The organism is Shewanella sp. LZH-2 (assembly GCF_016859145.1).
Classification (GTDB): Bacteria; Pseudomonadota; Gammaproteobacteria; order Enterobacterales; family Shewanellaceae; genus Shewanella; species Shewanella xiamenensis.
In genome coordinates, this window is record NZ_CP069350.1 from 2,974,520 (window position 1) to 2,988,637 (window position 14,118).

The window sequence follows — 14,118 nt, forward strand, 5'->3', positions numbered from 1 at the left end:
TCACATTTCAGCTTATTTTTTCACATTTTGTAAACTAATCATTACGTTTCCTACCCTGTTGCGGCTTGCCACTATTTCGCTGAACGATATGGTGAAAAAGTCGACAACAAAGTGGAACGATACTGTTACATCTCAAACTTAAGCCAAGATTACTTTGGCTTGGCGATCTTATATTCCCTAAGTTTATTGGCGATAGCCGTATGAGACACACCCAATTTTTTCGCCAATTGCCGAGTACTGGGGTAAGCCGGATATAAGCGGCGCAGTAAGCTAGCCTCAAATTGCTTCATCGCATCATCGAGATTACCTTCGAAGGCATTATCGAAATAACCAAAACCTTCGGCGTAGGATGGCAACTTAAGTTGCTCAACAGTTAATTCACCCGAACCATCCCACATTGATACGGCTCTGAAAACTGCGTTTTTAAGCTGACGGACGTTACCCGGCCAAGCGTAAGTTAATAGATGATCGCGGCATTGGGCCGAAATCCGCCTGACAGGACTAGAGAGTTGCTGGCTGTAGTGCTCGAGGAACATCTCCGTCAGCGGAATGATATCGACCTTGCGCTCGCGCAGTGACGGAATATGGTAGCTAAGCACATGGATGCGATAGTACAAATCTTCTCTAAACTCACCGGTTTGGCACAGCTCGGCTAAGTTTTTCTGGGTCGAGCAGATAATCCGTACATCGGCGCGGACTTCTTCGTCGCCACCTATACGTCTAAAGGTGCCATCCTGTAATAACCGCAGCAATTTAACCTGTGCCGCCTTGGACATTTCGGCCACTTCATCAAGAAATACAGTACCGCCCTTCGCCTCTTCAAAAAAACCACGTTTAATGACTTTACCTTGGCTAACGTAGCCAAACAGTTCTTCTTCGGCGGCGCTATCGGGCAATGCCGCACAGTTAATGGCAATAAACGGCTTTTCGCGGCGCATGCTGGCATCATGGCTGGCTCTGGCCATTAACTCTTTACCCGTGCCAGTTTCACCCGTGATCAGTAATGGCGCATCGAGCTGCGCCATGCGGCGGGCTTGTTTAAGCACTTCTTTCATCTTGTCGCTGCTAGCCAACACATTTTCAAAGCCTGTGGTTTGATTTTGCAGCGCATTAAATTGCTTACCCACCCGCGCAGGCGATTTAAGCGACACCACCGCACCGACGAGGATAGTTTTCTCGTCCTCATCAGGTAAATAAATCGGTAACATTTCAGCCAGATATTCGTTTTGGCCGATATTCACCCGCGCCGCCTGCGGCAGCACTTGGCCCTCACTGAGCCAGCGGCTGAAGTTAAACCCTTGTACCCAATGGTTTAAGGATTCATCGAGCACTTCATGTTCTCCCATGCCCATATTGAGCAGCGCCGATTCGTTCACAATGCGAATACGCGCCTTCACATCGATGGAAAACACAGAGTCAGGGAGAGTTTTAAGTAGGGTTTTTAAGGCGTAGTGTTCTTGCTCCGACGGCATAAATGACACCGTTCGTACATCGTGGACGCTCTCCACTTTGCGGATCTGCGGCATCAAGGCGCTTAAGGTTTCAAAACTGACTTCAGCAAATTGCAGGTAAAGAAAACCTTGGTTACTGGCATCAATGGCAATGAGATTAATGCCATAACGTTCTAACACGACTAAGATGTCTTTCGCTAAACCCACGCGATCTTGACAGCTAACTTCCAAGCGCATAATGACTGATATTCCCTTTTTTGATTCGAATTTTGGAATAAAACGTGCGAGCTATAGTCCCAAAGGATGACCTTCATAAGACATGCGTTTGACGAAACACGTTCAGTTTACGCAAACGTAAAGGACTAGATAAATAGCTGGGCGTGTATACGTTAGAAGGTTACGCTCAAAGTGGCAAGCCTAGTTTACAGTGCATTTGTAACAGGAAGAAAAAATCAGCATCAAAATTGCATTAAGATGCTGATTTAAAATATTAATTTTTTAATCTAATAACTGGTCGGTCTTGGCCGCCATAATGAAGTCATTCTTATGCAGGCCCTTAATTGAGTGTGACCACCAAGTCACGGTCACCTTGCCCCACTCGGTTAAAATACCAGGATGATGGAATTCTTCCTCGGCCAATTCCGCCAACTTATTGGTAAATGCCATTGCTAGTTTAAAGTTTTTAAACTTGTACACCCGTTCCAATTGCATGATGCCGTCACGCACTTGCACGCCCCAATCGGGGATCATGCGGATAAGCTCGGCCAATTCTTCATCGGTCACTTTCGGTGCATCGGCTTGGCAAGCTTCACATTTCATTTGGGTTAACGCGGTCATACATACTCCTATTGGCAACATCACAGGTTCAATCCGTTGCTCTTATTACGCTTTATTTAATTCGTTTTTTACTTAGAGTCGGTCATTAACTTGCCTTGGCCTTGGGCGGATATTTAGGGGCAAACAAGCCGAGCTGCCGTGCCTTAGCCACATAGGCCATTATGTCCATTTTGGCGATTTCATCTAATACATCAATATGTTCAATCACATAGTAAATTGGCTGCATAATATCGATACGATAAGGCGTGCGTAGCACATCTAAAAGATCGAACGGTTTACGTTCAGGCACTTGGCTTTCCATCGCATATAAGGTTTCGCCGGGAGAACTCAAAATACCACCGCCATAGATACACAGTTCACCCTCCTGAGGCTTGAGTAAACCAAACTCGACGGTAAACCAATACAAACGAGCCAAAAATACTCGGTCTTCCTTGCTGGCATTTAAGCCTAATTGACCATACATATGCGAGAAATGGGCAAAAGATGGATTGGTCAACAAGGGGCAATGACCAAAAATCTCATGGAAAATATCTGGCTCTTGCAGGTAATCAAACTCTTCCTTACGGCGGATAAAAGTCGCGACCGGAAACTCCTTGTTAGCCAATAGCTCAAAGAAGCGGCCAAAGGAAATTAAGGCGGGCACGGCCGCGGTTTTCCATCCAGTCGTGGCCTGCAATACTTTGTCAATCTCAGCCAATTGTGGAATGCGATCCTTGGGCATCGCCAAGGCATCAAGTCCCTGCAGATACTCCTTACAGGCACGCCCAGGCAGGTTCACCGCTTGGCGAGCATACAATTGGCTCCAAATCTCATGTTCTTCCTGTGGGTAATGGATATACCCTGAATCATCTGCACTTCTCGCAACATAGGGCGCAGTGTGCGCAATTTCTTTAGTCATAAAATTCACTTCATGTCTGACGCTAATGCCTCCATAGTGATCTAAGCCTCGATTTTTGTTAACTCCCTCACAGTTTATTGTTTGCGCGCCAATGTGACGTAAACGTAAAGCAAATATTACAAGTCGTTTAAAAAGCATGGGCAATATACATACAGACTCACCCAGACGGGTATCAATCCTTGACATTCAAACGTAAAAATGACGACGATAAACAGATAATATGCAGAAAAACCGACAAATTTCGGCGTTTGCAAATGGCTTTTCTGCGTAGGTCATTTACAATATTGCCCAATAATCGCCTCTCCTTAATCTGAAGGTTCGCAATGAAACAACATCAAATTCGTAAAGCCGTTATTCCTGTCGCCGGACTTGGCACTCGTATGCTTCCTGCGACCAAAGCTATCCCTAAGGAAATGCTCCCTGTTGTTGATAAGCCACTGATCCAATATGTCGTTAGTGAAGCTATTGCCGCGGGTATCAAAGAAATTGTGCTCGTAACCCACGCCAGTAAAAACTCTATCGAAAACCATTTCGACACCAGTTTTGAATTAGAAGCGCAATTAGAGCGCCGCGTAAAACGTCAATTACTCGAAGCGGTGCAATCCATTTGCCCGAAAGACGTGACGGTGATCAGCGTACGTCAATCCCAAGCTAAAGGCTTAGGTCACGCTATTTTATGCGCTAAATCCGTAGTAGGTGATGCACCTTTTGCCGTATTGCTGCCGGATGTGATTATCGATGACGCCAGTTGCGACTTAAAAACCGATAACCTTGCCGCAATGGTAAGCCTGTTTGATGAAACCCAAGTGGGTCAAATCATGGTTGAAGGCGTACCACATCATTTAGTCAATCAATATGGTATTGCCGATGTGAACGGCCACGATTTGCAGCCTGGTGAATCAGAGCCATTAGTCGAACTCGTTGAAAAACCTCCTGTTGATGAAGCGCCATCTAACTTAGCCGTTGTTGGCCGTTACGTGTTACCCGCAGCAATTTGGCCATTGCTGGCCAAAACGCCTGCGGGCGCAGGTGATGAAATCCAATTAACAGACGCCATTGCGATGTTAATGAAGCAAGAAACCGTAAACGCTTACTATATGCAAGGTAAGAGTCACGACTGCGGTAACAAACAAGGCTATATGCGCGCTAACGTAGAATACGCTCTGCGCCACAGCGAAATCGGTGAAGATTTTGCCCACTACTTAAAAACAGTTGTAAAGGGAATTAAATAATGACGATTTTAGTGACCGGCGGTGCTGGTTATATTGGCACTCATACCGTAGTGGAATTACTTAATGCGGGAAGCGAAGTGATTGTATTAGACAACCTGTCTAATTCAAGTATCGAAGCACTAAACCGTGTCGAGCGCATTACCGGTAAATCGGTCACATTCTACCAAGGCGATATTCTCAATAAGGCCTTACTGCAGAAAGTCTTTAGCGACCATAACATCGATGCCGTTATCCACTTTGCTGGATTAAAGGCCGTCGGCGAGTCAGTAGCTAAGCCACTGAAATACTATGAGAATAACGTGACTGGCACCTTAATTCTTTGCCAAGTGATGGCAGAGTTTAAGGTGAAAAATCTCGTCTTTAGTTCCTCTGCAACTGTGTATGGTGATCCTGCTAGCCTGCCCATTACCGAAGATTTTCCAACGGGAGCCACTAACCCCTATGGTCAATCTAAATTGATGGTTGAGCATATTCTGGCGGATTTACACCATAGCGACCCAAGTTGGAATATCGCCCGTTTACGTTACTTTAATCCCGTTGGTGCCCATGCCAGTGGTTTGATTGGCGAAGATCCTAACGATATTCCGAATAACTTGATGCCATTTATCGCCCAAGTCGCCGTGGGTAAACGCGAGGCCCTCAGTGTGTTCGGCAATGATTACCCAACCCATGATGGTACTGGCGTTCGTGATTATATCCATGTGGTGGATTTAGCCATTGGTCACCTTAAAGCCCTTGAGAAACTCGCCACAAAACCAGGGCTTGTCACCTACAATCTAGGTACAGGCCAAGGTTACAGCGTGCTCGATATGGTTAAAGCCTTCGAGAAGGCCTGTGGTAAATCGATTGCCTATCAGATTGCACCACGCCGCCCTGGAGATATTGCCGCCTGTTATGCAAACCCAGAGCATGCTAGAACCGATTTGGGCTGGCAGGCGACCCATAGTCTTGAGGATATGGCAAATAGCAGTTGGCATTGGCAATCAACCAATCCCAATGGTTATAAAAGCTAATCATCTAAATGGCTTGTGGTAATTCCCAAGCCATTTTTCTTCTCGATTAATAAAGATTGTTATCCATTAAACACCTATGACAGAAAGCATTAATCACAGTCGCCGTAGTCTTTTTAGTCGCCGAAAGTCCTTGGCGATTAGGCCGCCTTGGGTGCGCGAGGGGGTAGAATTTACCGATATCTGTACTCGCTGCTCAGCCTGTATCACCGCCTGTGAAACTAAGATAATTTTCAAAGGGGATGGCGGCTTTCCTGAAGTCTCGTTTAAGGACAATGAATGCACTTTTTGTACTCAATGCGCCACTGTCTGTCCTGAGCAAAAGTTGTTTGATTTGACCCAAACGCCATGGCAACACATCGCGGAGATTCAAAATAACTGCTTAACCTTTCAAGGTATTTGGTGCCAAAGTTGTAAGGATGCTTGTGAGCCCCGCGCCATCAGTTTCACCCTAAGTGTAGGCAAAGCGCCTATGCCTAAAATTGATACGAGCCTATGTACGGGTTGTGGCGCCTGTGTCGCTCCGTGCCCAAATCAAGCGATTAGTATTAAGCAAGCAGAATAGCCATTGAGCGCCCTAGGCTTGTCCCTGTATTTACGTTAGTATTTCATTCCCAATGTATTAGGTTTCTCATCACCATGTTTGGCAAAAATCTCCTGTTTACCCGCAAATCGTCCCCCGCGCTCAGTTTTATTGCTAAAGGCACTAGGCTGACTGGCAATATTGAATTTGCTGGCGATGTGTTGATTGGTGGTGAAGTTCAAGGTCAAATACTGTCACAGGCGAATGTGATTGTTGAGCAAACGGGAAGTCTTCACTGCGAGGTAAAGTGTCGAGAATTAATTATTGATGGTTATTTCAAAGGCCGATTGATTTGCGAGCGCTTAGTCATCCAAGCACATGGGATTGTCGACGGTGATGTTGCTTGTACTTCAATGCAAGTCAATGAAGGCGGCCAGTTTATTGGTTTAAGGATTAAGGAAGATCACCAGACAATCCACGCACATAGCCTGCCCTCTGCAACATCGACAAACGTATTGTTATCGCAGAGTCAAAATGACTAATCCACATTTCAGCCCATAAAAGAGCGAGGGTGTGTCGACGTTTAGAGATTAAACTTTATTTGCGCCGCTAAATTCTAGCCTACGTCACGCGAGTGATGTGTCGTTGTTCTAACCAACTACGAGCGACTCTGATGAAGATGATGAGCTCGCTAGATTACTCCTCCAGCCCAAAATCGCCTAAATAAACACCATATAATCCAATGGCTAGCATTGTTAGTTAAACAATTGTTAAATTAAAGATTGAGATCACAGTTAAGCCGTACGACAACTGCTAACCTAATCCACCAACAATGCATTTTGTGCATACGGTTTGCTGCTTAATCAATGGTATCGATATGCTTAGGCAAAACTGTGTGACTGCAGACTCAGACTCATCGCAAGGCGAGACCAAATGAGCACTCAATTATTAAAACAAATCTGCGAACTTGATGTATTCACCTTACTTGTATTTAAAAGTATTTTTGATAACGGACATGCAAATAGTGCAGCTAAAGCGTTAAATGTGTCGGCTCCCAAAATTAGCCGCTGTCTCAATGCGCTACGGTTAACCTTTAATGATGAACTATTTTATCGGCGCCAACAGGGGCTCAAACCCACACCTCTTGCTGAAAGTCTGTATGTCGCTATTTGCCAATTCACCGATTCGGTTTATCACCTAGAACAATCTGCAATGCAGCAGCAAAATGCAGCGAGTCACGTTGAATTACCGCTCCATATAGCCGCAAGTAATGGATTATTAAGTTTCTTAGCACCACAGCTCAGCTCACCCGATGTGATAAGTGAATTAGGCCAAATAAGACTACACAAGTGGCAAGACAATAGTGCGGAACTGATACATGCAGGTGAATTAGATTTTGGGATCACAATAGAGCCGACCGAATCCAAAGAGCTTAGTGTTACACGCTTAGGCTGTATTTCAAATGTCTATGTCGTTGCCTCGAAACATCATTCCCTTTGGGAAAGCCAACTTGAAATCAGCCTTGAGCACATATGCCGTTATTCATTTCTATGCATTGAACTGAAGGGCTTTAACAGCAGAATTGACCCACTAGAACTGTTCTGTCAGCGCCAAGGGCTGTTGTTACCCTCGATTGAAAGAGTCACGGATCGGGAAGAATGGTATGCCCACCTTCTCACCATGCAAAGTGTGGCATTTTGTTCGAGTATTGATATGCATACCGTAAAACATATGCCGGGATTAAAACTAGCGCCGCTTCCCATCGCAGAGTTACATCGTCTACATGAAACGATTATGCCACCACAGTATTTTCTCGTAGAAAAGCCACGAAGCCATCGACGCTACAGTCAAACACAATGTGAACTTGTCGTCAGTTCATTATTAACCGCCCTCACGCCTTTCAATACGCGAGTCAGTCAATAATCCCCAAAAGCATGGATGCTTGTGCCACTATTTACAAAAGCTTCAAATGTTAAATTTAAGTAAATACAGCGCATTCTCCCTCTGTACACTATGATTCTCAATAGTTGTTTTTGTTTTATTTTTCACTGTAAAAAAGCATTTGATAAATGTTTCATCAGTATCTTTAAGTAAAATTAATTGAAAATTAATCTCAACAAATTGTTAAAAACAAAAATAACATTCTGCAATCCACATCTCACTTTTACCGCCAGATTCTAATTTGCGAAATACTTAATTTCACATTTTAGAATTTCCATTTTGATGTGTTAAATCACTGTTCACATATCAGATACAAACTTATAAATACCACTTTATAAGTAGATTGTTCGACCTATAGTAGAGTCACTGCACACGCAGTCTTATAGAAAGAAAAAGGGACGCGATGATGAAAAACTACAATAAATCTCTACTGGCACTAGCTCTCACTAGTGCCTTGTGTTTAACCGCCTGCGGGGACGGAGAAGACGGGCAAGATGGTGCACCCGGCACGCCCGGAACACCAGGTACCCCTGGAACACCGGGCACTCCTGGTACACCAGGGTTACCCGCTGGTTCTTTTGCTAAAACCGCAGAATCTATAACCGATCTGAAATTTACTCTTAGCCCAGCTGATATCAAAGTCACCAGCAGCGAAGGTTTCAGTGTTAAGTTCAGCTTAACCGGAAAGAGCGCAGGCAAAGATGTTCCTTTTATGGGACTCGATAAAATTGCGATCTACTCTTTAACGGCAAATGACAATACGTCAGGCACTGGTGCGCCAATTCAATGGCAAAACAATGCTACGGCCAACAAAGCGGGTAGCTCATTAACTTGTACTCTAAATGGCCTTAACGGTACTAAGAATGCTTGTAAATTAACTGAAGATACAGCAAACCCTGGTACATACACTGCCACTTGGACTTACGATGGTGCTGCACCGATCATTAATCCGAATGATAACCCTAATGCAGTACACAGAGTATTTTTACGCGCATACAATATCGCCAATAGCCAAGGCGTTGCCTTAGCAGATAAAGTACTTTCAGTACCTGTTGATTTTATCCCAGCGACCGATGAGTTAGCCGCATCAGGCAAAGACACAGTATCGAGTGCAGCATGTAAAAACTGTCACGGTGAAACTGATGGCCATATCGCTAAGATCGAAGCTCACCATAATTATCAAGACGTTAAAAACTGCGTAACTTGCCATAACCCAGATCTAGTACCCAGCGATGCACAACTTGCTGAAGGTTGGGTCTTTGATTTTGCTCCAATGATCCACCGTATCCATGCCGGTGAACATAATGCAGCGTATCTGTCTGGTGAAGCCAAAGAATACTTTGGTGAAATTGGTTTCCCATCTGACTTGAAAGAATGTAAATCCTGTCACGATGGTGCACCAAGTTATAACACCAATATCTACGCTAAGGCTTGCGTGGGTTGCCATATCAATGTCAACTTCGCAACTGGTGAAAACCACTCAGAATTTGGTTTAGCTCAAGCCGACGACACTCAATGTAAATCTTGTCACGGTAGTGGTAGCCTAACACCAGAAGCTGTTCATAGTGTTGGTAAACGCGCTGAATACGCCAACTTATTTAAAGTGGACTTTACAAGTGCAGCAGTTGCACCGTCAGCCACCTTAGGTATGAAAACATTAACCATCAAGGCTAATGTGACCATCAATGGTACACCCATTGCCGATGGAACAAGCCTTGCAACCTATAATGCGACCACTAATCCAACAGGAAAGTTAGTTGCTAACGGTTTATTGCTGGGTAATGTTGCTACCGATGGAACTGTTTATGCGTGGCGAGATGTTAAACCTTCACCTATCAGCTTAAACCTTGCAAGCGGTACGCTTTCTGGTGGTGTATTGACTTTTGTTAAAGATATTCCAGATGCACAAGCAGTTGGAACTATGTATGTCAGTTCAGAAGCTAACGTTTGTATCAAGGCTGGTGCAGTAGCAAGCTGTAATGCAACAGGACTTGAATTTGGGCCAACTAACCCAATTGGCAACAGCTCTCCTGTTAAATTCTTCAGCTTAGATGGTAGCGCAGTCAGCACTGCTCGTATGTCTGACCCAACTCGTATCACTGTTGAAGAAGCCAAATGTAATGCCTGTCACGGTACCTTAGACTATGTTAAAGGAACAAGACACGGTACTTACACCTTCACTCAATGTATGAACTGTCATAACGATACAACGGGAGCTTCAGGTCACAAAACGGTTGTTTACAAAGGCGCTGATGGAAGCAAAGTAGTGAATCCAGACGTCACCTTCAACAACAAAGACCTATTCACCGTTGCCCACCGTTTCCACAGTGGTAACTTTGACTCTATCACAGGCATCTTCCGTGACGATAAAGGTGAATTGCTCGGTTACCCATCACCAGAAACAGCATGTTCTGCATGTCATAAAGACGGCGCTAAACTGTTTGCAACTGACGGTGGTTTGACTTCTGAAAAACGCTCTATCAAAGTGGGTAGCTACTATATTAGCCCAGTAGCTGAATCATGCCGCAGCTGTCACGCTCACTCAGATGCAGCAGCAGTAGCTCACTTTAGAAGTAACGGTGCGATTGTAGAAGCGGATGCAGTGACTGATCCTAACCTACCAGTAGAATCATGCGCGACCTGCCATGCTGAAGGTAAAACTTATGGCATAGATAAGGTACACGCAGAGGTAGCACACTAGTACTAGTACCTTTGGGTTGCCCCCTGCACAACCCAAACTTCCTCTCTGCAACTTATTGGGGCCCCATCGGGGCCCCTTTTTTATCAGTAGTGTTAATTTGTTGTAGCATCGATTTGCGTCGAACTCTGCGCGATGCGTTGCCTTAACAGTTTGATAAATTCCCGCGGCTCACGATCTAAACTGTCATGGGGAATATAAAGATGATAGCCAAGGTGAGTGTTGAGCATCACGCAGCGATGTCCAAACATCGCCAATACGCCGCGGTATCTGTCACCATCAACCACCAAAGGGCTAAATTCAGCACCAAGATAAGTTTCTAAGGTCGCTAAATCTTCTTGCTGTGATGCGGCGGTAACCAGTAACGGCCGCTGCTCAGTCAATAATCCCGCTGCAAGCCGTAATGAAATATTATCGAGTATCGGATTTAACTGCTTTAGCTTAATACCAATATAGGAAAGCTCAATAGTATCAACTCCCTGAGTCACCCTTGGAATGTCAACCCGCTGAATATTATCCCAGTTTATCGACACTTTGCCGCGGCGATGAAAATAAGTCAGCCCCTGCTCATCCATAGTCAATGTGGTGTCAGGCTCGAAAACCTTTGCAAGGCCCAATATCAATGCGATCGCACCCAAGCTGAAAAACACTAAGCCCACTGCAAATAGCTCAGGTAGTATAACAAACAAGCCAAAGCCCAACACAAAGGCACAGGCACCTACAATAGTTAAAGTCAAACCATTACGTTTAGAGAGTGGACGAACCGAGACAATATCAGACTCTAAGGCCATATTTTTATTCCTGTTTTACCCAAAGCCATAAACGGCCAATGTATTCATGTAGCGCACGTTGCGAGGCGAGTAAGTTATCCGCAGTAAAACGCCAATAAAAATCGTCTCTGGCCCTAAAATCCGTCGGCGCCGCACTTGCGGTTAATCCTTTACCACTAAAAATGGCCATCGCCCGTGGCATATGGGAGGCCGAGGTGACTAATCGCACAGGCTGATTGCCAAAGCGCTCTTTAAAATAGTGCGCTTCTTCAAGGGTGTCGCGCGCGAGCGGAAATTCAATAATACGTGACGCATCGATGCCAAGTTCAACCGCTGCCTTGGCCATGACTTCAGCGTGGGGATGTTGGGTTAGCTCGCCGCCCCAACCACTAACGACTAAACTACAATCTTGACCTAACTTAAGCTGCCGAAGCCCTTCCGTTAATCTAGCCAATGCCACAGCCGATAAGGACTGTACCGCCGTAGCACCTTCAATATCCGAGTGAGCAGAGCCCAGCACCATCACCACACAGGTATCCGCAATGGGAGTGGAATTAATGGGATATTGGTTCTCAAGCGGTTTCACGAGATAATCGACACTAAATTGACTGCTTAATAACAATAGAAGGGTAAAAGCACTGGCAATCGCCCATTTTGCTAACCGCGGTTTGCGCCAAATAAACAAAGATAGCAGCAATAACAACAGGATAAATGGAACAGGCATAATTACCTGAGAGACAACTTTCTTAATCCAAAACATGCGCTAGCGCCCAATAATCCAAAGGAGCGCAATCATAACATCAAAAGAAAGCAAAACGCATCGCCGAGGCGATGCGTTGTCACGAGTGAAAACTTAAGATTACTGGGTTATTTTTCCCATAACCAAGCGGCGCCGCGCACGCCCGAAGAACAACCATAAAGATTCTGTACAACTGGTGTTCGGCATTCGCGCCCTACAACATAATGGCTTAATAATGCAGGTAATCTTGGGTAAATAGCCTCAACATTCGACATGCCGCCACCTAACACAATCGCATCAGGATCAAGTAGATTAATCACATGAGCCAGTGAGCGCGCGAGTCTATCCATATAGCGGTCAAAGGCCAATATAGCTATCTCATCTCCATCGTCGACTAAGCTCATGATCTCTGAACCAGATTTAGCGGGCACACGTTGGACGCTTGCTGCGCGACTGAGCGCCTCATTGTAATCACGAACAAAGCCAGTGCCTGAAATAAAGGTTTCGATACAATCAGGATTACCGCAAAAACAACGGGTAGTATTAAACTCCTCCTTGGTCATCCACGGCAGCGGATTATGGCCCCATTCGCCACCAATGCCATTACCACCCGCATGCACTTTACCGTTAATGGCAACACCCGCGCCGCAGCCCGTGCCAATGATCACTCCAAACACCACAGATTTACCCGCAGCAGCACCATCGACGGCTTCAGATACCGCAAAACAGTTGGCATCGTTAGCAACCCGCACTTCACGGCCGAGCAGCTCCCCTAAATGCACATCCAAGGGATGACCGTTGATCCAAGTCGAGTTGGCATTTTTGACTAATCCTGAATAGGGAGAAATAACTCCAGGGATCCCCACGCCAACAGAGCCTTTTTCACCTAAGGTCGCTTCAGCCTCATTAACTAAATCGACGATCGCGTTAAGCGTGCCCTGATAATCCCGAGGGGTATTGATACGCTTACGAAAAACCTCATTTCCTTCGTCATTTAAGGCGACGAGTTCTATTTTTGTGCCGCCTAAATCGATGCCCATGCGTATCATGAATAAGCTTCTCCGCTATTGTTCTGCCAAGGAGTCCGCGCAGACTCGCTTGTGATTGCTCGTTATTTTGCCCAGCCAGGCGCTGTGGCAATAAAATAAGGGTTTAATATGTCAGGTTTTTGATTGTAGGTTAAGGGTAAACCTGAGTCATAACACACGACTTTTCCGCCTGCGCTTTCAAGTACCGCCTGCGCTGCCGCAGTGTCCCATTCGCTGGTAGGCCCCAATCTTGGATAGAGATCGGCCTTACCTTCTGCCAGCATACAAAACTTCAGCGAGCTTCCTACGCTTAACATTTCATGCTGGCCAATATTGTTCAAATAATCAGCCACATCTGGGCTTAAGTGCGAACGACTGCCCACCACTATCGGCACCTGTCTTGGCATCTTACAGCCCTGAAGCGGCTGTTCTTGCTGTCCATCCTGTCGCCAAGCACCTAAGTGTTTCGCCCCATAATAAGTCGTGTTCAACACTGGAGCATAAACCACACCTGCAATAGCTTCGCCTTGATGGATAAGCGCAATATTGACGGTAAACTCGCCATTTCGCTTAATAAATTCCTTCGTGCCATCTAAAGGATCGATAAGCCAGTAGGTCTGCCATTGCTCACGCTCATCCCAAGGAATATCGGCGGCCTCTTCTGACATCACAGCAATGCCCGCAAATTGCTCAGCTAATTGACTGACAATCACCCTATGAGCCGCAAGATCGGCAGCAGTTACAGGACTCTCATCACTCTTTTGTGTAACAGCAATATGCTCTTGGGCGTAAATCGCCATAATGGCATCACCTGCCGCATGGGCTATATTCACTAGCCGCAACAAGTCCGCTTTAGAAAAATGCAGCGCAATTGTGGTGTTATCGGTCACTTAGTCGTCCTTTATTCAATCAGCTTTGCGGCATTATGCCATCGGCAGCCATTGAGAATTAAGAACAAATTCGTCATAAATCAAGCAAAATTGACTAAGCG

At 45.5% G+C, this 14,118-nt stretch carries 13 protein-coding genes; 6 read left to right on the plus strand and 7 right to left on the minus strand.

The annotated features are described in order from the left end of the window. Positions 1-149: 149 nt before the first annotated feature. The 3 genes from tyrR to phhA form a co-directional block, all read right to left on the minus strand. Positions 150-1,688: a transcriptional regulator TyrR gene (tyrR, locus tag JM642_RS13210; RefSeq protein ID WP_011071819.1), complete on the minus strand. Its 1,539-nt coding sequence runs from the start codon at positions 1,686-1,688 to the stop codon at positions 150-152. 261 nt (positions 1,689-1,949) lie between these two features. Further along, positions 1,950-2,288 carry a 4a-hydroxytetrahydrobiopterin dehydratase gene (locus JM642_RS13215; RefSeq protein ID WP_037416823.1) on the minus strand — a complete coding sequence of 113 codons (339 nt, stop codon included), beginning with the start codon at positions 2,286-2,288 and terminating at the stop codon, positions 1,950-1,952. A gap of 85 nt (positions 2,289-2,373) precedes the next feature. Next, positions 2,374-3,186 (minus strand): phenylalanine 4-monooxygenase, encoded by an 813-nt coding sequence (phhA, locus tag JM642_RS13220; RefSeq protein WP_037416820.1) that lies wholly within the window; start codon positions 3,184-3,186, stop codon positions 2,374-2,376. A 323-nt stretch (positions 3,187-3,509) separates the two neighbouring features. Between phhA and galU the strand changes: the two genes are divergently transcribed. The 6 genes from galU (at position 3,510) to JM642_RS13250 (ending at position 10,593) form a co-directional block, all read left to right on the plus strand. Continuing rightward, positions 3,510-4,418 carry a UTP--glucose-1-phosphate uridylyltransferase GalU gene (gene galU, locus JM642_RS13225; RefSeq protein ID WP_037416817.1) on the plus strand — a complete coding sequence of 303 codons (909 nt, stop codon included), beginning with the start codon at positions 3,510-3,512 and terminating at the stop codon, positions 4,416-4,418. After that, positions 4,418-5,431, plus strand: coding sequence for a UDP-glucose 4-epimerase GalE (gene galE, locus JM642_RS13230; protein WP_037416814.1), 1,014 nt, complete (start codon positions 4,418-4,420; stop codon positions 5,429-5,431). Before galU ends, galE begins: the two co-directional genes overlap by 1 nt. A gap of 76 nt (positions 5,432-5,507) precedes the next feature. Continuing rightward, positions 5,508-5,993 (plus strand): ferredoxin-type protein NapF, encoded by a 486-nt coding sequence (gene napF, locus JM642_RS13235; protein ID WP_144375587.1) that lies wholly within the window; start codon positions 5,508-5,510, stop codon positions 5,991-5,993. Between the two features lie 74 nt (positions 5,994-6,067). Next, the gene (locus tag JM642_RS13240) at positions 6,068-6,493 is read left to right on the plus strand and encodes a polymer-forming cytoskeletal protein (RefSeq protein WP_047539190.1); all 426 of its coding nucleotides are present in this window, start codon (positions 6,068-6,070) and stop codon (positions 6,491-6,493) included. A gap of 391 nt (positions 6,494-6,884) precedes the next feature. After that, positions 6,885-7,874: a LysR family transcriptional regulator gene (locus tag JM642_RS13245; RefSeq protein WP_203431949.1), complete on the plus strand. Its 990-nt coding sequence runs from the start codon at positions 6,885-6,887 to the stop codon at positions 7,872-7,874. A gap of 421 nt (positions 7,875-8,295) precedes the next feature. After that, positions 8,296-10,593 carry an OmcA/MtrC family decaheme c-type cytochrome gene (locus tag JM642_RS13250; protein ID WP_203431950.1) on the plus strand — a complete coding sequence of 766 codons (2,298 nt, stop codon included), beginning with the start codon at positions 8,296-8,298 and terminating at the stop codon, positions 10,591-10,593. Between the two features lie 92 nt (positions 10,594-10,685). On the opposite strand, the gene JM642_RS13255 is transcribed toward JM642_RS13250, so the two are convergent. The 4 genes from JM642_RS13255 to cysQ form a co-directional block, all read right to left on the minus strand. Beyond that, positions 10,686-11,381, minus strand: coding sequence for a DUF2982 domain-containing protein (locus tag JM642_RS13255; RefSeq protein ID WP_037416799.1), 696 nt, complete (start codon positions 11,379-11,381; stop codon positions 10,686-10,688). 4 nt (positions 11,382-11,385) lie between these two features. Next, complete coding sequence (locus JM642_RS13260; RefSeq protein WP_203431951.1) at positions 11,386-12,084, minus strand: YdcF family protein; 699 nt, start codon at positions 12,082-12,084, stop codon at positions 11,386-11,388. A 143-nt stretch (positions 12,085-12,227) separates the two neighbouring features. Beyond that, positions 12,228-13,148, minus strand: a complete 921-nt coding sequence (gene mak, locus JM642_RS13265) for a fructokinase (protein ID WP_037416796.1) — start codon at positions 13,146-13,148, stop codon at positions 12,228-12,230. 62 nt (positions 13,149-13,210) lie between these two features. After that, positions 13,211-14,017, minus strand: coding sequence for a 3'(2'),5'-bisphosphate nucleotidase CysQ (cysQ, locus tag JM642_RS13270; RefSeq protein ID WP_037430860.1), 807 nt, complete (start codon positions 14,015-14,017; stop codon positions 13,211-13,213). Between the last annotated feature and the right edge of the window lie 101 nt (positions 14,018-14,118).